Raw genomic sequence first — 20,180 nt, 5'->3', positions numbered from 1 at the left:
CTAAGAATCTGTATCAACCGGTTACACGCGCACGATTGAAACAGTTCCGAGAGTGCGTTGAGATTCCCAGCCTGGCAATTCCGGCTCGTGATAACCAAGCGCGGACGACATACCAAACTCGATTATTATATCACTTATACGCCTTTATGTGTGCAAAACATCTGCGCGCGGTTAAAAAAGCGTTTGTGTCCGCCAGCATCCGTCGCTGACCGGTTGCCACGCAAGGCTTTGTACATATTGCAGATAGTCAGCGCGCGGGATTTCCCGCGCCCCCAGCGAGGCAGTATGGGGGTTAAGTACCTGACAATCCACCAGACGCCCCTGATGTCTGATAAAGTGCTGGCAGAAGACCAAAAGTGCGGTTTTTGAGGCATTCTCCTGACGACTGAACATCGACTCGCCGCAAAAGATCTGTCCCAGCGCCAGACCATACATTCCCCCCACCAGTTTCTGCTCGTCCCAGACCTCTATCGAGTGCGCATGACCCGATTCATACAGCCGCAGCCAGGCCCGCTTTACCTCAAAGGTAATCCAGGTGCCTTCTTCACGACCAGTGGCACAGCCGTCAATCACGTCGCTAAACGCTTCGTTCATCGTGACGCGATAGGGCGAGCGCTGATGAAAGCGCTTCATACTGCGACTCAGATGAAAATGCTCCGGTAACAATACCGCGCGCGGATCGGGTGACCACCAGAGGATGGGATCGCCGGGAGAAAACCAGGGGAATATGCCGTGCTGATAGGCGTTAAGTAAGCGGGCAGGGGAGAGATCGCCACCCATCGCCAGCAGGCCATTCGGCTCGCGCAGCGCCATCTCCGCAGGCGGAAATTGCAGGGATTCCCGTGACAGTTGTACCAGTCTCATCGCGTTGTTCTACTCATCAGCATGTCGCTAAGACTATAGCGCAATCCGCTGCCGGAAACGCCAGTAGCGGCCCGCTTTTGAGATTAATTCGGCATGGCTTCCCTGTTCGACAATGACGCCATTATCCATCACGCAGATGCGGTCCATCTGCTCCAGTCCGCTCAGGCGATGGGTCACCATAATCACCGTTTTGCCTGCCGTAAGCCGCTGCAGCAGAACAAGAATCTGCTGTTCCGTCGTGGCGTCCAGGCCTTCGGTGGGTTCATCCAGCAGCCAGAGATCGCCGTTATGCAGCACCGCCCGGGCAATCGCCAGACGTCGCAGTTCGCCGCCAGAAAGCGGACGACCGCCTTCGCCCATCCAGGCATTTAACGCCTCTGGCGTTTCCAGCAGGCGCTGCAGACCGGTATCGATCAGCGCCTGGCGTAATGTCTCATCATCGGCAGTGGGGCAGGCCAGCAGTAAGTTATCCCGCAGGCTCTGGCTGAACAGGTGCACCCGTTGCGTCACTACGCTGATGCGCTGGCGCAGGGCTGATTCCGGCCAGGCGGCGATCGGCAGATCGTTGAGAATAATCGCGCCCTGCTGGCTCTCCCAGGCACGGGTCAGCAGCCCCAGCAAGGTCGATTTTCCACAGCCGGTAGGACCGAGCAGCGCAATGCGCTCGCCCGCATTAACCTGCAGCGAAAGCTGGTTCAGCACTTTATCCGGACGATCGGGATAGCTGAAATCGAGCTGGTCGATCTCTACTGCCAGGCTACCGGGGCGGGCGCTGCCGTGGGTCGGGAATGTGATCGCCGGTGCCTGATCGATAATGTCATTGACCCGCTGGGCCGAGGCCATTACCTGCGACATCGGCAGAAAGGCAGCGGCAACCGGGGCCAGCGCTTCAAACGCCGCCAGCGCGCAAAACACCACCAGCGCAATGAGTGAGCCGGGTAACTGCTGTTCGCTGATGCTGCCGGCACTCAGCCACAATAGCGAGGTCACTGTCAGGCCGCTGATCAGCAGCAGCAGGCTCTGCGCCGCCGCCTGTAAACGTAGCTGCTGGCCCTGCGCCCGTAGCCAGTGTTGTTCTTCTTCATCCAGCCGTTTACGCCACGCCGGCGAGGCGCCATACAGGGTAAGTTCCGCCTGACCAGCCAGCCAGTGCATCAGTTGTGAGCGCCAGCGGGCCCGGCCACCGGCAATCGCCACACCGGCAGGCGAGCCCAGGCGATAAAACAGGGGTGGCAGGATGATCAGCGTGGCGAGCATGATCGCGCCCAGCGTCAATGCCAGCTGGAGATCGATAAAACTCAGACCCACGGTGACCACTATCGTCACCACCAGCGCGCCCGCCAGCGGGGAAATAACCCGCAGATAAAGATGATCGAGCGTATCGACGTCGGCAACAAAACGGTTGAGCAGATCGGCCTGGCGAAAGCGCGATAGCTGTCCCGGTGACAACGCAATCAGGCGGCTGAAGGTATGCACCCGCAGATGCTGTAGCACCCGAAAAGTCGCGTCGTGACTGACCAGTCGCTCAGCATAGCGGGCGGCGGTGCGGATGATGGCTGCGCCGCGCACCCCTGCGGCGGGTAGCATATAGTTGAACGTGTAGAGTCCGGCGACACCCGCCACGGATGAAGCGGCGAGGAACCAGCCGGAGAGCGTCAGCAAGCCGATGCTGGCCAGTAAAGTGAGGATCGCCAGCACAATTCCCAGCGCTAAGCGAAAAGGATGACGCAGCCAGAGGCGAAGAAACGGACGCAAAGCGGACATCAGTTAATCTCCTGTTGACGGTGCTTCAGCATTTCACTGAACGGACCCGGCTGCTGCGACAGCGTCGGCCAGTCACCTTGTTGTACCAGCTTGCCCGCCTCCATTACCCACAGTGTCTGCCAGTCGCGTAATGCATCCAGCTGATGCGTAATCATCAGGGTAGTCTGCTGAGTGGCAGCCTGATTCAGCGCCTGCATGACGTGACGTTCACTGAGCGCATCCAGACTGGCGGCAGGTTCATCGAGCAGCAGCAAATGAGAGGGTTTATAGAGCGCCCGCGCCACCGCAATACGCTGCGCCTGACCAACCGACAGCTGATTGCCGCCATCGCCTGGTTGAGTTTCAATGCCCTGCGGCAGTCGCGACAGAAATTCGTTGACGCCGCAGGCCTCGAGCACGGCGCTAAAGCGTCCGGCATCCCATTCTGCATTCATCACTATATTGTCGCGCAGCGTAGCGGCCGGTAGCTGAGGATTTTGTCCGACCCAGCTGAGCTGCTGATGCCAGTCAGCCCGGCGCATCTCGCGCAATTCAACACCGTTCGCTTTCAGCGAACCCTGATAGGGCAGGAAGCCCAGCAGTACGTTCATCAGCGCGGTTTTACCGGCTCCGCTTTGGCCAACCAGCGCAACACGTTCACCTGCTGCCAGGCTAAAGGTCAGCGGGCCACACAGTATCTGGCCATCTGGTGCACAGACCTGCAGGTCGATGGCGGCGAGCGTAATCGGCCGATCGGCAGTAAACGCTGTTTCACCCTGTTCCGGGCCGCGGGTCGGGTTAGCCTGCATAAACTGTTCAAGCGCATCGGCACCGCCGACGGCCTGCGCTTTAGCATGGTAAAACGCCCCTAAATCACGCAGCGGCTGAAAAAATTCCGGCGCGAGGATCAGCACCAGAAAACCGGCAAACAGGGTGACGCCCTGACCGTAGTCGCCAAAGTGCAGTTCACCGAGGTAGGAGAAGCCAAAATAAACGGCCACCACGGCAATCGCTAACGAGGCGAAAAATTCCAGTACCGCTGAAGAGAGAAAGGCTAAACGCAGCACTTCCATGGTGCGCTGACGAAAATCGGTGGTGGCCGCCGCCACGGCCTGCTGCTCTGCCGCACCGCGGTGAAACAGCCGCAGCGTTTCGCGGCCGCGTAAACGGTCAAGAAAGTTACCGCTCAGGCGCGCCAGCACCAGAAAGTTGCGGCGGTTGGCTTCGGCTGCGCCCATCCCGACCAGGGCCATAAACAGCGGAATTAACGGCGCGGTAGCAAACAGAATCAGACCCGCTGCCCAGTTGAGAGGAAAGAGGGTTAACAGGATGCAGCAGGGGATCAGCACCGCCAGCGTCATTTGCGGCAGATAGCGGGCATAATAGTCCTGCATCTCTTCAATTTGCTCAAGCAGCAGGGTGGCCCAGCTGCCGGCAGGCTTGCCCTGAATCCAGGCCGGACCCAGCGCTGACAACCGGTCTAACACCTGCTTACGCAGCGCCTGACGAATCGCCTGACCGGCACGATAACCGACTCGCTCGCGGGCATAGTGGATCAGGGCGCGAATGGCGAAGCAGAGCAGTAACAGCAGCATCTCGCCACTCAGCGCCGCGCGCGGTTGCTGTTCAATAATCAGCGCCTGCAGCAGCGCGGCCAGCAGTCCGGCCTGAGCAATGATCAGCAGTGCGCTGATTACGCCCAGCAGCGTGCTCAGTCGCAACCAGCGACCGGCGAAATGACGTTGCTGACGAAGCCAGCGGGTAAGATGCTGCTGCCGGGTTTTGTCCATGCTAAACCATGATTTGAGCCGATGAGCGATGAAAAATGACAGGGCATTTTCATCCCGTTCAGGCGCAAGAATCTAGCATGCGGGCCATAAAAAAGGCGACTGAAAAACAGTCGCCCGGAACATTTGAGATCAGAGGGTTAACAACTTACTTATCGTTTTTAACCAGTCCGTCAAGAAAACGTTCAGCATCTAACGCCGCCATACAGCCGGTACCCGCAGAGGTAATGGCCTGGCGATAGATATGATCCATCACGTCACCCGCGGCAAAGACGCCTGAAATGCTGGTCTGGGTCGCATTGCCGTGCAGGCCCGACTGGACTTTGATGTAACCATTTTCCAGTTCGAGCTGACCGTCGAAAATCGCGGTATTCGGACTGTGTCCGATCGCCACGAACAGACCTGCCACCTCCAGCGCTTCTGTTTCAGCGTCATTCTGGGTTGAGCGCAGGGTCAGACCGGTAACGCCCATCTGATCGCCCACCACTTCTTCCAGCGTGCGGTGGGTGTGCAACACGATATTGCCGTTGCGCACTTTTTCCATCAGACGATCAATCAGGATCTTTTCTGCCCGGAAACTGTCACGACGGTGAATCAGATGCACTTCAGCCGCGATGTTTGCGAGATAAAGGGCCTCTTCAACCGCAGTGTTACCGCCACCAATGACCGCCACTTTCTGATTGCGGTAGAAGAAACCGTCACAGGTGGCACAGGCGGAAACGCCTTTACCTTTAAACGCCTCTTCTGACGGCAGGCCCAGGTAGCGGGCAGAGGCACCGGTTGCGATGATCAGCGCATCGGCAGTGTATTCGCCGCTGTCGCCAGTGAGACGGAACGGGCGATTCTGCAGGTCGACGGTGTGAATGTGGTCGAAAATAATTTCGGTATTAAATTTTTCGGCGTGCTCATGCATGCGCTCCATCAGCGATGGACCTGTCAGATCGTGCGGGTCGCCCGGCCAGTTCTCCACCTCAGTGGTGGTGGTCAGCTGTCCGCCTTTTTCCAGCCCGGTGATCAATACCGGATTCAGGTTGGCGCGTGCAGCATAAACGGCTGCGGTATAACCCGCTGGACCGGAGCCCAGAATGAGTAACTTACTGTGTTTGGCCGTACTCATGCGTTCCTCAGTTTCATTCGGCTGACATAGCCTGCGATTGTAGGGAATATCCGGCGGCAAAGACAAGGCTTCGGCAATTTTGTTAACGATAGCTGCAAACGGCGTAGTCGATGAGTCCCTTTTTCACCTGCCGTCTGCGCCAAAAGGGGGCAAAAATCGGTTTTAGTGGGTGCAGCAGTTCAAAAATACTCATTTAAAAACAGATACCCAGCGGTCTGTCTGGCATCTTGTACTGAATTTGGACATTTTACTTTGACAATCGCCTGCGCTTTTGCGAAAACATTATCAGAAGCGAATAACATTAATCGGAACAAAACAGGGTTTCCTCTCTTGTTTTGCACGCAACACCGAATAAATGCAGCCTGATATTGGTAATGACGCATGATGTGGACAGACAACATGCGTCATACGGATAAGTGTGAAAGCGCGCAGGCTCGGTTAGTTCACTTCAGAAATGCCCCGAACAATGAGCGTTTTCAGGGCGTGGCAGGTAAAGGGAAGGAATTAAGAGAGACAATAATAATGGTAGACAATAAGAAACGCCCCGGGAAAGATCTCGACAGAATTGACAGAAATATTCTGAATGAACTTCAGAAAGATGGTCGCATTTCAAACGTGGAACTTTCCAAACGCGTAGGGTTATCGCCTACGCCATGTCTTGAGCGTGTGCGTCGTCTCGAGCGTCAGGGTTTCATCCTTGGCTATACCGCGCAGTTAAACCCGCACTATCTGGATGCATCACTGCTGGTGTTCGTTGAGATTACTCTGAATCGTGGTGCGCCGGATGTGTTTGAGCAATTTAACGCCGCCGTACAAAAACTTGAGGAAACTCAAGAGTGTCACCTCGTTTCTGGCGATTTCGACTACCTGCTGAAAACGCGCGTACCTGACATGTCTGCCTACCGTAAACTGCTGGGTGAAACCCTGCTGCGCCTGCCGGGCGTAAACGACACGCGGACTTACGTGGTGATGGAAGAGGTTAAACAGAGCAATCGACTGGTGATCAAAACTCGCTGATGCGGGGCAGGTGCAAAACCTGTGAGATTTCGGTACACTCCTGTGAATTCATACAGGACCAGCGTCGGGCCAGCCCGACGCTGTTGCTTCTTACTTTACAGGCACCTGGAGAGTTCTCTTGAGCCAGGAATACACAGAAGATAAAGACGTTTCGTTACAATCGCTGAGCAGTGGACGTCGTCTGCTGGAAGCGTTGCTCATCCTGGTGGCACTTTTTGCCATCTACCTGATGGTTTCTCTGGTCAGTTTTAACCCTTCCGACCCGAGCTGGTCGCAAACGGCCTGGCACGAACCCATTCATAACATTGGCGGCAGCGTCGGCGCCTGGCTGGCTGACACCTTACTGTTCATCTTTGGTGTGATGGCCTACGCCATACCGCCGGTGATCCTCGGTCTGTGCTGGATTGCTTTCCGCCAGCGCGATAATCAGGACTATTTTGACTATTTCGCCGTCGGCTTACGCCTGATCGGCGTACTGGCGCTGGTAGTGACCACCTGTGGTATGGCAGCGCTGAACGCGGATGATATCTGGTACTTCGCCTCAGGCGGCGTCATTGGTAGCCTGGTCAGTAATGCGATTGCGCCGTGGTTTAGCCCGGCGGGCGGCACGCTGACCCTGCTCTGCGTCTGGGCGGCGGGCATCACGCTCTATACCGGCTGGTCGTGGCTCACTATTGCCGAAAAAATTGGTGGGGTGGTGATGGGCGTGCTGACGTTTGCCAGCAACCGGTCCCGTCACGATGAACCCTGGCAGGAAGACGAGGATGAGCCGGATGCGCGTGAGCATGCTGACGCGCCGCTGCTGCATGCGGCAAATCCGGACGACGACGATGTTCTGCTTTCTGCACCGCGCAGTGCGGCTGCCGGGGCGGAACTCTCTCAGGATGATCCACTGCTGGCGAAAGCTGCTGCTGCGACCAGTGCCGCCGTCGCGGCCACCACGGAAGCGGCAGAGGTGGCGATCGCCCCGGCAGCCGTTTCTGCGCCTGTCGCACCAGCAACACCAGCCGTTGCGGTGCCTACCCCGGCAACCGCCGTACCTGTGTCGCAGCCTGCTTCATCCCCGGCCTTTACGGCACCGCAGACCCCTGCGCCAGCCGCCAGCCACGTTACTGAATCCGCGTTTGCCGCAGCCAGTTCGCCAGCGCATAGCGCCCCAGCGGAGACGCCTACGTTATACCGCTTTGAAATGCCGGATGAAGCGCCTGCTACACCGTCGTTCAGCGCCTATGACGATGACGAGCCTAAGATGGGTAACTGGCGTGACACGCCATCGATGCCGGCCGCGCCGACTGCAGCGGTAGCTGCGGCAGCCGCAGCGGCTCAGGCAACGACGCGCACCGCGCCGGTGTTCGATCTGGCGCCGGAGACCAACCTCAATCCGCAGGTTAAGCAGGGCATCGGTCCGGCACTGCCGCGGCCAAATCCGGTCAAATTGCCGACCCGTCGTGAGCTGGCCTCGTATGGCATTAAGCTGCCGTCTCAGCGCATGGCGGAAGAGAAAGCGAAAACCGAAGAGAATGTTCCGACCACCGCGGTCGAAGCCGAAGCGGAAGCGGCATTGCAGCAGGATGAACTACGTCAGGCGTTCCAGTCTGAGCAGCAGCAGCGGTATGGCAGCAGCTGGCAGCAGGAGGACGAAGAAGAGCAGGAGGCGCAACAGCAGGCGGCTCTGGCCCGTCAGTTCGCCGAGCAGCAACAGCAGCGCTATGAGCCGGAAGTAAAAAAAGAGGGTCCGATCTTTAATCTGGATACGGCGTCTGCGTTTGACTTCTCACCGATGAAGGACCTGGTCGATGACGGTCCGGTCGAGCCGCTGTTTACCATTGCGGCCACGCCTGAACCTGAAGCGCCTGCCACCTCACATGAGCCCTGGCAGCAGACGCGTGAGGTTTCATCGCCACAGGCTTCTGCACAGGTTCCGGCACCTTCCGCCTTTGCACCCGCTGCGGCGTCAGCTCCTGAGCAGCCCGCCTATACGGCGCCGGCCACCACGCCGTCGTCATACTCTGCTTCCTCTGCCACTGCACAGACGCCAGCGCCAGCCGCTTATACGGCACCTGCCGCTACGCAGCCGCCGCACTCTGCATCATCTGCGGCTTCACAGGCATCTGCCTATACGGCGCCTGCAGCCGCGCCGGTCGAAGAGGCGAAGCCGTCACTGCATGAGAGCCTGATTCATCCGTTCCTGATGCGTCACGAACAGCCGCTGGAAAAACCTTCAACCCCGCTACCTTCGCTGGATCTGCTGACCGCACCGCCAGAAGAGGAAGAGCCGGTTGATATGTTCTCGCTGGAGCAGACTGCCCGACTGGTTGAATCGCGGCTGGGTGATTACCGGGTGAAAGCCGAAGTGGTGGGCATCTCGCCTGGTCCGGTCATTACCCGATTCGAACTGGATCTGGCACCGGGTGTTAAAGCCGCACGCATCTCCAACCTGTCGCGCGACTTAGCACGTTCGCTCTCTACCGTCGCAGTGCGTGTGGTCGAGGTGATCCCAGGCAAACCCTATGTGGGTCTGGAACTGCCGAATAAGCATCGTCAGACGGTCTATCTGCGTGAAGTGCTGGATTGTCCTAAGTTCCGCGACAATCCGTCACCGCTGGCGGTGGTGCTGGGCAAAGACATCGCGGGTCAGCCGGTCGTGGCCGACCTGGCGAAAATGCCACACCTTCTGGTAGCCGGTACCACCGGTTCCGGTAAGTCGGTGGGCGTTAACGCCATGATCATCAGCATGCTATACAAAGCGACGCCGGAAGAAGTCCGCTTTATCATGATCGACCCGAAAATGCTGGAATTATCGGTGTATGAAGGGATTCCGCATCTGCTGACCGAAGTGGTCACTGACATGAAAGATGCCGCGAATGCGCTGCGCTGGAGTGTGGGTGAAATGGAGCGGCGCTATAAGCTGATGTCGGCGCTGGGCGTGCGTAACCTGGCCGGTTACAACGAAAAGGTTGAACAGGCTGAAGCGATGGGCCGTCCGATTCCCGATCCGTTCTGGAAGCCGGGTGACAGCATGGACATGACGCCACCCGTGCTGGAAAAACTGCCTTATATCGTAGTGATGGTGGATGAGTTCGCCGACCTGATGATGGCAGTAGGTAAAAAAGTTGAAGAACTGATTGCCCGACTGGCTCAGAAAGCCCGTGCCGCCGGTATTCACCTGGTGCTGGCAACCCAGCGTCCGTCAGTGGATGTCATTACCGGCCTGATTAAAGCCAACATCCCGACGCGTATTGCCTTTACCGTATCCAGCAAAATCGACTCCCGTACTATCCTTGACCAGGGGGGTGCAGAATCGCTGCTTGGCATGGGTGACATGCTGTATATGCCGCCGAACTCGTCGATGCCGGTGCGTGTTCACGGTGCCTTTGTCCGTGATCAGGAAGTGCATGCGGTGGTTCAGGACTGGAAAGCGCGCGGTCGACCGCAATATATCGAAAGCATTACGGCGGGCGAAGAGAGCGAAGGCGGCGGTGGTATCGATAGCGATGAAGAGCTGGACCCGTTGTTTGATCAGGCGGTGGGCTTTGTTGTTGATAAACGTCGCGCCTCAATTTCAGGCGTTCAGCGTCAGTTCCGCATTGGCTATAATCGGGCTGCACGTATCATTGAGCAGATGGAAGCGCAGGGCATTGTTTCTGCACCAGGGCACAATGGTAACCGTGAAGTCCTGTCACCACCGCCACACGATATGTGACGGCTGACGATACGTTTTGCAACATTAATCAATGAGCCAGTTTCGACTGGCTCATTGTTTTCAGGCGCTTAAACCCCATATCTGACTATGCTTTCGGTTTATTCTCCTGTTCTGATCACGGAATAGCGACCAGGCTGAAGAGAGTGAGTCATGGGAACGTTTAAATAAGGAATTGAAGCAGATGAAATTACGCGTAATCGCTCTTGGCCTGTTGGCCACCTTTTCATCAGCCAGCGTACTGGCTGATGCGTCCAGTGATCTGCAACAGCGCCTGAACAAGGTCAGCAGCTTCCATGCCAGCTTCACGCAAAAAGTGACCGACAGCAGCGGGGCTAACGTGCAGGATGGTGAAGGTGAGCTGTGGGTGAAACGTCCCAGCCTGTTTAACTGGCATATGACCGCCCCGGACGAAAGCATCATCATCTCTGATGGCAAATCACTGTGGTTCTACAACCCGTTTGTTGAACAGGCGACGGTCAGCCTGCTGCAGAATGCCACCAGCAACACCCCTTTCATGTTGATTGCCCGTAACCAGTCCAATGACTGGAAGCAGTACAACATTAAACAGCAGGGCGACAATTTTGAACTGACCCCTAAAAACAGCGATGGCAACCTGAAACAGTTCACCATCCAGGTGACGCCAGGCGGCACCATCAACCGCTTCAGTGCTATTGAGCAGGATGGTCAGCGCAGCGATTACCAGCTGAAAAGTCAGCAGAATGGGGCGATCAGCCCGGATAAATTTACGTTCACTCCGCCAAAAGGCGTCACGGTGGACGATCAACGTCAGTGAGGTCGCAGTGAGTAACCTGTCCCTGGATTTTTCCACTGAAAATTTCAAACCTCTGGCCGCGCGTATGCGGCCAGAAACGTTGAAACAGTACATTGGTCAGCAACATCTGCTGGGTGCCGGAAAGCCGTTGCCGCGTGCCATTGAAGCAGGCCATCTGCACTCAATGATTCTGTGGGGACCGCCCGGGACCGGTAAGACTACGCTGGCTGAGATTATTGCTCATTATGGCAACGCCGACGTAGAGCGAATCTCTGCGGTGACCTCGGGCGTTAAAGAGATTCGTGAGGCTATTGAGCGTGCCCGTCAGAGCAAGCAGGTCGGGCGACGTACCATTCTGTTCGTGGATGAGGTTCACCGCTTCAATAAAAGCCAGCAGGATGCATTTTTACCGCACATTGAAGACGGCACCATCACTTTTATCGGTGCAACCACCGAAAATCCTTCGTTTGAACTTAACTCGGCACTGCTGTCGCGCGCTCGCGTCTATCTGTTGAAATCGCTGACCCACGACGATATTGAGCAGGTGCTGGATCAGGCGATGCAGGATAAAGCGCGTGGCTACGGCGACAGCGACATTGTGCTGCCCGATAATACTCGTCGCATGATCGCTGAGCTGGTGAATGGCGATGCGCGAAGGGCGCTCAATACGCTGGAGATGATGGCCGACATGGCCGAAACCAACGCATCGGGCCAGCGTGAACTGACGCCGCAGTTGCTGAATGAAGTCTCAGGTGAACGATCAGCGCGCTTTGATAATAAAGGCGACCGCTTTTACGATCTGATCTCGGCGCTGCACAAATCGGTGCGGGGTTCCGCGCCGGATGCGGCCCTTTACTGGTATGCGCGGATAATCACTGCCGGCGGCGATCCGCTCTATGTGGCGCGTCGATTGCTGGCGATCGCTTCAGAAGATGTGGGTAATGCCGATCCGCGTGGAATGCAGGTGGCGATTGCGGCCTGGGACTGTTTCACCCGCGTCGGGCCCGCCGAAGGGGAGCGTGCCATTGCTCAGGCAATCGTCTATCTGGCCTGCGCGCCCAAAAGCAACGCAGTCTATACCGCCTTCAAAGCGGCGATGCGTGATGCGCGCGACCATCCCGATTATGATGTCCCGGAACATCTGCGTAACGCTCCAACGAAACTGATGAAAGAGATGGGGCTGGGCAAAGAGTATCGTTATGCGCACGATGAGGCTAACGCTTACGCGGCCGGAGAGGTCTACTTTCCGCCCGAAATGGCCAGTGCGCGCTATTACGTTCCGACGCAGCGTGGGCTCGAAGGTAAGATTGGCGAAAAGCTAAGCTGGCTGGCTGAGCAGGATCAAAATAGCCCGACAAAACGCTACCGCTGAAACAGACGTTACGGTAATGTGGTCAAGGTTTTCAACGCATTCCGCTGGAGTGCGTCCCTTCTTTCAACCAACTTTTAAATACACAGGATAAGCATGCTCGATCCCAATCTGCTGCGTAACGAGCCAGACGCAGTCGCAGAAAAACTGGCACGCCGGGGATTTAAACTGGATGTGGAAACGCTGCGTTCGCTTGAAGAGCGTCGTAAAGTCTTGCAGGTAGAAACAGAAAACCTGCAGGCGGAGCGTAATGCCCGATCCAAATCCATCGGCCAGGCCAAAGCACGTGGGGAAGACATCGAGCCACTGCGTCAGGAAGTGAATGCGCTGGGCGAACGCCTGGATGCCGCTAAAGCAGAACTGGATGAACTGCAGAATCAAATTCGTGACTTTGCGCTGGCGCTGCCCAATATTCCGGCAGATGAAGTGCCTCTGGGCAAAGATGACAGCGAAAACCAGGAAGTCAGCCGCTGGGGCGAACCGCGCCAGTTCGACTTCGAGGTAAAAGATCATGTAGAGCTGGGCGAAGCGGCTAAAGGGCTCGATTTTGCAGCCGCCGTGAAGCTGACCGGTTCCCGCTTTGTGGTGATGCAGGGTCAGATTGCGCGTCTGCACCGCGCGCTGAGTCAGTTCATGATTGACCTTCACACTGAGCAGCATGGCTACCTTGAAACCTACGTGCCGTACCTGGTAAACCATGAAACGCTGTATGGAACTGGTCAGTTGCCGAAGTTTGGCGAGGATCTGTTTCATACCCGTCCGCTGGAAGAGGAATCAGACAGCAGTCACTATGCCCTGATCCCGACCGCTGAAGTGCCGCTGACCAATCTGGTGCGCGATGAGATTCTTGAAGAAGAGAGCCTGCCGGTTAAGCTGACGGCGCATACTCCTTGCTTCCGTTCTGAAGCCGGTTCCTACGGTCGTGACACGCGGGGTCTGATCCGTATGCATCAGTTCGATAAAGTCGAAATGGTGCAAATTGTCACGCCGGAACAGTCGATGGATGCGCTGGAAGAGCTGGTCGGTCACGCTGAGAAAGTGCTGCAACTGCTGAACCTGCCTTATCGTAAGGTTTTACTCTGTACCGGCGATATGGGCTTTGGATCGACCAAAACCTACGATCTCGAAGTCTGGTTACCGGCGCAGAACACCTATCGCGAAATCTCCTCATGTTCCAACATGGGCGACTTCCAGGCGCGTCGTATGCAGGCACGCTGCCGCAGCAAACAGGAGAAGAAACCTCGTCTGGTTCATACCCTGAATGGCTCAGGCCTGGCTGTCGGCCGTACGCTGGTGGCGGTGCTGGAAAACTATCAGCAGCAGGATGGCCGAATCGAGGTGCCTGAGGTTTTACGTCCGTACATGAACGGCGTTGAAATTATCGGCTAAGCCATCTCGTTTTAACTGACCCGGCTATGGCCGGGTTTTTTTATCTCCGCCATTCCAGAATAGGATTAATTCGTTTCAGAACTTATCACAAATAAACGTTATCGATGGTCATTCGGTCGAATGGCTTAAAAATGCGATTTTTCATAGAGATAGCGTTTATTGTCCTGCCGCTTCGTCCTGCTGTAACCCACTGAAGATTAGTAAATTAAATTGTCACGCAGCAAAATGTGCTGCGCGAAATTTCCGGCCATTGACTTTAAAAAAACCAATGGCAAACTGCGCGCAATTTCCTTCATTCGCTTTGGTTTTTTCCCCATATGTCAACCTGGTCACGCCCCGTGTTATTGCTGCTTTGCGGCCTGCTGTTAATGACCGTCTCTATTGCCGTGCTTAACACTCTGGTCCCGCTGTGGCTGACCCATGACTTACTGACAACCTGGCAGGTAGGTATTGTCAGCTCCTCCTATTACACCGGTAATCTGGCCGGGACGCTGCTGGCCGGCTGGTTAATCCGCCAGTATGGCTTCAACCGGAGCTATTACTTTGCGACCGCTCTGTTTGCCATAGCCACTATCTGCCTGGCAATGATGGATGGGTTCTGGGCGTGGAGCTCGCTGCGTTTTGTCGCCGGTGTGGGCTGTGCGCTGATGTGGGTGGTGGTGGAAAGCGCATTGCTGTGCAGCGGGACGGTACGCAACCGTGGCCAGCTGCTGGCGGCGTATATGATTGTCTATTATCTCGGTACCGTGGCAGGTCAGTTGCTGGTCAGCAAGCTGTCGACTGAACTGTTAAGTGTGATCCCCTGGGTAACCAGTCTGGTATTTTGTGCGGTGTTACCGCTGGTGTTTACCCGCGTGTCTGCCAGTGGCGATACAGCAGAAGCCGCGCCAGGTCGCATCTGGCCGATGCTGCGTCGTCGCAGTTCGCGCTTAGGCATCAATGGCTGCATTATTTCAGGAATCGTTCTGGGCTCGCTTTATGGTCTGATGCCGCTCTACCTGTCGCACCAGGGAATGAGCGATGCCAATGTTGGCTACTGGATGGCGCTACTGGTCAGCGCAGGTATTGTCGGGCAGTGGCCAATTGGCCGACTGGCAGATCGCTTTGGCCGGATGCTGGTATTACGGGTACAGGTGTTTGTGGTAATTCTGGGCGCGATGGCGATGCTGACCAGCGCCGCGATGGCACCGGCACTGTTTGTGCTGGGGCTGGCGGGCTTTACGCTCTATCCGGTTGCTATGTCGTGGGCCTGTGAAACCGTCGCACATCATGAACTGGTAGCGATGAATCAGGCGTTGTTGATGAGTTATACCGTTGGCAGTCTGGTAGGGCCAGCGATGACCTCAATGCTGATGCAGAATTATTCTGACCGACTGCTGTTTGTGATGATTGCTGCGGTGGCGCTGATCTATCTGGTAATGCTGCTGCGTAAGGCTGATCATCACGCCACGCCGGTGGCGCATGCCTGATTGCCGGAGCGTAAACTGATTGCCAGACAGTAGAGCTTAGTGCTCGTCCTTTAAGCGCCGAGTGATAACGCAGTCTGGTGCAGCTCAGGGACTGGCGGTCCTCGCGCCGCTGCGCGGTACCTTCACTTCATTCCTCTGCCTGACGGACCGTCGGGGATGGCACATCCTGTGCCGCCCCGCCTTTCGCCCGCGTCCTGCGGGCTCTCCTGGCAGACTCATTCTGTTCAGCGCTGCGGATTGCCTGCCCCTGATCGGCCCCAGCCTGCTCTGAAACTTCAGTGCGTGTTGTTAAAAAGGGCACGAGCGTGAAGGCCTGAGCGCCTCTGCTGCTGAAAGGGTTATCCGCAGCGCTGAGGCGTGACGTTGGGCCAGAACGCCACGCCGGGAAGCGTGGTGAGTTCGGGGCCGGCCAGGGAGGGCCGATCCCCGAACGGTTCGTCGGCACGCCGTCAAAGCCGAAGGTACCGCGTGAGCGGCGCGAGGACGGCCCGGCAGCAACAGAGATGCTCAGGCCCGCACTCCGGCACGCTGGCGCAGAAAAAAAGCTGCCACGTCTGAACGTGACAGCCTTTGCAAATTTAACCTTAACTGACGAGCATTAAGCCACGGGTTATTTCAGATATTTTTCGCTTAATCAGTACATGACTTCATGGCCGTAACTGGCGAGGATGTTTTTAACCCGTTCCATTGTCTCTTTGCTGGGCGGCTTAACGCCATCCAGCTTGTACTCTTCACCCATCGCAATCCATTTGTGTTTGCCCAGTTCGTGATAGGGCAACAGCTCAATCTTCTCCACGTTTTCCATATCGCGGGTAAATTCACCCAGCCGATGCGCGGTATCGTCGTCGTCAGAATAGCCAGGCACCACGACAAAACGAATCCAGGTGCGCTTACCTTTTTTCTGCAGATAGCGAGCAAAGTCCAGCGTGCGATGATTCGAGACGCCGACCAGGATCTGGTGAACGTCATCATTCATCTGTTTGAGATCGAGCATTACTAAATCGGTTACGTCGAGCAACTCGTCAATCACCGGATCGTAGCGACGGACAAAACCGTTGGTATCAAGACAGGTATGAATGCCTTCGGCTTTACAGGCGCGAAACCAGTCGCGTACAAACTCCGCCTGCAAAATGGCCTCACCGCCCGATGCCGTCACGCCGCCGCCAGAGGCATTCATAAAATGACGATAAGAGAGCACATCCGCCATCAACGCCTCGACGCTGATCTCTTTACCCCCGTGGGTATCCCAGGTGTCGCGGTTGTGACAGTAGAGGCAGCGCATCAGGCAGCCCTGAAAGAAGGTGATAAAGCGGATGCCGGGACCATCGACGGTACCGCAGGATTCGAACGAGTGGATACGACCGTTGACTGACATTGCGATGTTTTCTCCAGTGAGTCTGCCGGGACAGACGGCGCAATCTCTGTTGCGCTCAGGGCAGGAAATCGATTCTGGTTGTGACCTCAACGGAGATCACCAACAGAGCAGACTTTGAATAAAAGGCTCCCTGCGGAGCCTTTTTTTATCGAACGGAGCGGTGATTACAGTGACTGTGTAAAGGTACGGGTAATCACATCCTGCTGCTGTTCTTTAGTCAGCGAGTTGAAGCGTACAGCGTAACCAGAAACACGGATAGTCAGCTGAGGATACTTCTCTGGATGCTCCATCGCGTCCAGCAGCATTTCACGGTTCATTACGTTGACGTTCAGATGCTGACCGCCTTCGATGCTGGCTTCATGATGGAAGTAACCATCCATCAGACCGGCAAGGTTGGCTTTACGCACGTTATCATCTTTACCCAGCGCGTTCGGCACAATCGAGAAGGTGTAAGAGATACCATCTTTCGCATAGGCAAACGGCAGTTTCGCTACTGAGGTCAGAGAGGCAACAGCCCCTTTCTGATCGCGACCGTGCATCGGGTTGGCACCTGGTCCGAATGGCGCGCCAGCACGACGTCCATCAGGCGTATTACCGGTTTTTTTGCCGTAAACCACGTTAGAAGTAATGGTCAGGACAGACTGCGTCGGTACGGCATGACGGTAAGTGGTGAGCTGCTGAATTTTCTTCATGAAGCGCTCAACCAAATCACAGGCCAGGTCATCAACCCGTGGGTCGTTGTTACCGAACTGTGGATATTCGCCTTCGATATCGAAGTCGATAGCCAGACCATCTTCGTCGCGGATCGGTTTCACTTTGGCGTATTTAATCGCAGAAAGTGAATCCGCAGCAACGGAGAGACCCGCGATACCACAGGCCATGGTACGGTAAACGTCACGATCATGCAGCGCCATCAGTGCCGCTTCGTAGCTGTACTTATCATGCATGTAGTGAATGATGTTCAGCGAAGTCACGTACTGTTTTGCCAGCCAGTCCATGAAGTGATCCATACGCTCCATGACGGTGTCGAAATCCAGCACGTCGTCGCTGATTTTGTCGCCTTTCGGTCCAACCTGCATTTTCAGCTTTTCATCCACGCCGCCGTTGATTGCGTAGAGCAGGGTTTTCGCCAGGTTGGCACGCGCGCCAAAGAACTGCATTTGTTTACCGACAATCATCGGGCTGACGCAGCAGGCGATGGCGTAGTCATCATTGTCAAAGTCAGGACGCATCAGGTCATCGTTCTCATACTGCAAAGATGAGGTATCGATAGAAACTTTAGCGGCATATTTTTTGAAGTTAATCGGCAGTTTTTCAGACCACAGAATGGTCATGTTCGGCTCTGGTGAAGGACCCATGGTGTAGAGGGTATTCAGGAAGCGGAACGTACTTTTTGATACCAGGGTACGGCCATCAACGCCCATACCTGCCAGTGATTCAGTGGCCCAGATAGGGTCACCTGAGAACAGCTCATCATATTCCGGCGTACGCAGGAAACGGACCATACGCAGTTTCATCACCAGATGGTCAATCAGTTCCTGTGCCTGTTCTTCAGTCAGTTTACCGGCTTTAAGGTCACGTTCGATGTAAACATCAAGGAAGGTTGAGACGCGGCCAAATGACATGGCAGCACCATTTTGAGATTTAACTGCAGCCAGGTAGCCATAGTAAGTCCACTGCACGGCTTCCATCGCATTGGTCGCCGGGCCGGAGATGTCATGGCCATATTTTGCTGCCATCTCTTTAATCTGTGCCAGCGCACGATGCTGATCAGCAATCTCTTCACGCAGACGAATGGTCGCTTCCAGATTAACGCCATTCTCTAAATCTTCCTGCAGTGAGGCGAACTGAGAGAATTTATCCGCCATCAGGAAATCGATGCCGTACAACGCCACACGACGATAGTCACCAATGATACGGCCGCGACCATACGCATCCGGCAGGCCGGTCAGAATACCGGATTTACGGCAGCGCAGAATATCCGGTGTATAAACATCGAAGACACCCTGATTATGGGTTTTGCGGTATTCAGTGAAGATTTTTTTCAGCGAAGGATCGAGTTCACGGCCATACACTTTGCATGAGCCTTCGACCATTTTGATGCCGCCATAAGGAATGATGGCGCGTTTCAGCGGTGCTTCGGTCTGCAGGCCAACGATTTTTTCCAGTGGCTTAATAATGTAACCCGCGTCATGGGAGGTAATGGTTGACGCCAGGTCGGTATCGAAATCTACCGGTGCGTGGGTGCGGTTCTCAATTTTGATGCCTTCGAGTACGCTTTCCCATAATTTGGTGGTCGCTTCGGTTGGGCCCGCCAGGAAAGACTCATCACCTTCATACGGTGTGTAATTTTTCTGGATGAAGTCGCGTACGTTGACGCTATTCTGCCATTCGCCTTCAGCAAATCCTTCCCAGGCTGAAGCCAGTTTTGCATTAAGTTCGGTCATAATATACCTGCCTTATATGAGGAGACTTTACGGTCGGGCGCCGATGATGCCTGCGCCGTCAAAAATGCATTTAATGTGACTGGTCACCATCGCGAAGATAGATGATCCAGTAGGTCAACCCGACCAGTACACCGCCGCCGATAATATTGCCGAGGGTAACAGGAATCAGGTTGTCAAAAATAAAGTTACTCACCGAGAGCGATTGGAACTGTGCGGCAGTGGTGCCGGTCGCCTGCCAGAACTCAGGAGCGGCGAAGTCGCGAATCACAATTGCAAACGGAATCATGAACATATTGGCGATGCTGTGCTCGAAGCCGCTGGCAACAAACATCGCGACCGGTAGTATCATCACCACCAGCTTGTCAGTGAGCGTACGGCCTGAATAACTCATCCAGACAGCCAGGCAAACCAGCAGATTCGCCAGGATCCCCAGACAGACGGCTTCAACAAAGGTGTGATGCATTTTATGGTCAGCGGTTTGCAGGACGTTTAAGCCCCAGGCGCCGTTGGCCACCATGTACTGACCAGCAAACCACATCAATGCGACAAAAAAGAGTGCGCCCACCAGGTTGCCGATATAGACGTTGATCCAGTTGCGGGCCAGCTGACCCCAGCTGATGCGTCCGCTGGCTTTGGCCACAACGATTAGCACGGTAGAGGTGAAGAGGTCGGCACCACAAACCACGACCAGCATTAAACCCAGTGAAAAACAGATCCCGCCGATCAATTTAGCAATGCCATAGGGCATTACGGCGGTACCGGTGGTGGCTGTGATATAAAAAACAAATGCGATGGAGATAAAGATGCCGGCGTTTATCGCCAGAAAGAAGGTGGTAAAAGGATGTTTGGTCGCTTTATATATACCCGCATCTTCAGCAACTTTCGCCATCGCAGCCGGTAATAAAAGATTAAAAGGGTTGTCAGCTTTCACACTAACTTACTCCAGAAGTTGTCTGAAAAAATACTAACAAAGGAGTATAGGTCAGTAATTGATTTGGATCATGTTTGCCGGAGCGGCAGCGGCGATGAGTAATATCCGAGGCGTTAAAAACAGATAATTCTTTGAAATATAATAAATAAATAAATTTTAAAAATACAAATATATTTTAATGATAATGTTCAGCTACA

General features: G+C 55.3%; 13 protein-coding genes. 6 read left to right on the top strand and 7 right to left on the bottom strand.

Annotation, left to right across the window (positions count from 1 at the left end):
- Positions 1 to 171: 171 nt before the first annotated feature.
- The 4 genes from aat to trxB form a co-directional block, all read right to left on the bottom strand.
- A complete protein-coding gene (gene aat / locus LZU96_RS13300; protein WP_233984744.1) occupies positions 172 to 864 on the bottom strand; it encodes a leucyl/phenylalanyl-tRNA--protein transferase in 693 nt (230 codons plus the stop codon).
- A gap of 33 nt (positions 865 to 897) precedes the next feature.
- Positions 898 to 2,628: a heme ABC transporter ATP-binding protein/permease CydC gene (cydC, locus tag LZU96_RS13295; protein WP_233984743.1), complete on the bottom strand. Its 1,731-nt coding sequence runs from the start codon at positions 2,626 to 2,628 to the stop codon at positions 898 to 900.
- Positions 2,628 to 4,397, bottom strand: coding sequence for a heme ABC transporter permease/ATP-binding protein CydD (gene cydD, locus LZU96_RS13290; RefSeq protein WP_233984742.1), 1,770 nt, complete (start codon positions 4,395 to 4,397; stop codon positions 2,628 to 2,630). The genes cydC and cydD overlap by 1 nt, the downstream gene beginning before the upstream one ends.
- Positions 4,398 to 4,542: 145 nt before the next feature.
- A complete protein-coding gene (trxB, locus tag LZU96_RS13285) occupies positions 4,543 to 5,511 on the bottom strand; it encodes a thioredoxin-disulfide reductase (RefSeq protein WP_233984741.1) in 969 nt (322 codons plus the stop codon).
- Positions 5,512 to 6,033: 522 nt separating this feature from the next.
- Here trxB and lrp point away from each other — a divergent pair.
- From lrp to LZU96_RS13255, 6 genes are all read left to right on the top strand, one after another.
- Positions 6,034 to 6,528, top strand: a complete 495-nt coding sequence (lrp, locus tag LZU96_RS13280) for a leucine-responsive transcriptional regulator Lrp (RefSeq protein WP_006118610.1) — start codon at positions 6,034 to 6,036, stop codon at positions 6,526 to 6,528.
- Positions 6,529 to 6,646: 118 nt separating this feature from the next.
- The gene (locus LZU96_RS13275) at positions 6,647 to 10,231 is read left to right on the top strand and encodes a DNA translocase FtsK 4TM domain-containing protein (protein ID WP_233984740.1); all 3,585 of its coding nucleotides are present in this window, start codon (positions 6,647 to 6,649) and stop codon (positions 10,229 to 10,231) included.
- 181 nt (positions 10,232 to 10,412) lie between these two features.
- A complete protein-coding gene (gene lolA / locus LZU96_RS13270; protein WP_031376650.1) occupies positions 10,413 to 11,024 on the top strand; it encodes an outer membrane lipoprotein chaperone LolA in 612 nt (203 codons plus the stop codon).
- 7 nt (positions 11,025 to 11,031) lie between these two features.
- Positions 11,032 to 12,375, top strand: coding sequence for a replication-associated recombination protein A (locus tag LZU96_RS13265; protein ID WP_233984739.1), 1,344 nt, complete (start codon positions 11,032 to 11,034; stop codon positions 12,373 to 12,375).
- Between the two features lie 93 nt (positions 12,376 to 12,468).
- Positions 12,469 to 13,761 (top strand): serine--tRNA ligase, encoded by a 1,293-nt coding sequence (gene serS, locus LZU96_RS13260; RefSeq protein ID WP_233984738.1) that lies wholly within the window; start codon positions 12,469 to 12,471, stop codon positions 13,759 to 13,761.
- 317 nt (positions 13,762 to 14,078) lie between these two features.
- Positions 14,079 to 15,230 (top strand): MFS transporter, encoded by a 1,152-nt coding sequence (locus LZU96_RS13255; RefSeq protein WP_233984737.1) that lies wholly within the window; start codon positions 14,079 to 14,081, stop codon positions 15,228 to 15,230.
- A gap of 634 nt (positions 15,231 to 15,864) precedes the next feature.
- Here LZU96_RS13255 and pflA read toward each other — a convergent pair.
- The 3 genes from pflA to focA all read right to left on the bottom strand — a co-directional run bounded on the left by pflA (position 15,865) and on the right by focA (position 19,983).
- Positions 15,865 to 16,605 (bottom strand): pyruvate formate lyase 1-activating protein, encoded by a 741-nt coding sequence (gene pflA, locus LZU96_RS13250; protein WP_010254935.1) that lies wholly within the window; start codon positions 16,603 to 16,605, stop codon positions 15,865 to 15,867.
- Between the two features lie 164 nt (positions 16,606 to 16,769).
- A complete protein-coding gene (pflB, locus tag LZU96_RS13245) occupies positions 16,770 to 19,052 on the bottom strand; it encodes a formate C-acetyltransferase (RefSeq protein WP_233984736.1) in 2,283 nt (760 codons plus the stop codon).
- 70 nt (positions 19,053 to 19,122) lie between these two features.
- Positions 19,123 to 19,983: a formate transporter FocA gene (gene focA, locus LZU96_RS13240; RefSeq protein ID WP_233984735.1), complete on the bottom strand. Its 861-nt coding sequence runs from the start codon at positions 19,981 to 19,983 to the stop codon at positions 19,123 to 19,125.
- Positions 19,984 to 20,180 lie beyond the last annotated feature (197 nt).

Origin of the sequence: Pantoea agglomerans (assembly GCF_021397715.1) — a bacterium.
GTDB classification, from domain to species: Bacteria; Pseudomonadota; Gammaproteobacteria; order Enterobacterales; family Enterobacteriaceae; genus Pantoea; species Pantoea astica.
Note: the sequence above shows the minus strand (reverse complement) of the source record. Positions and strands in the feature narration are given on the sequence as shown.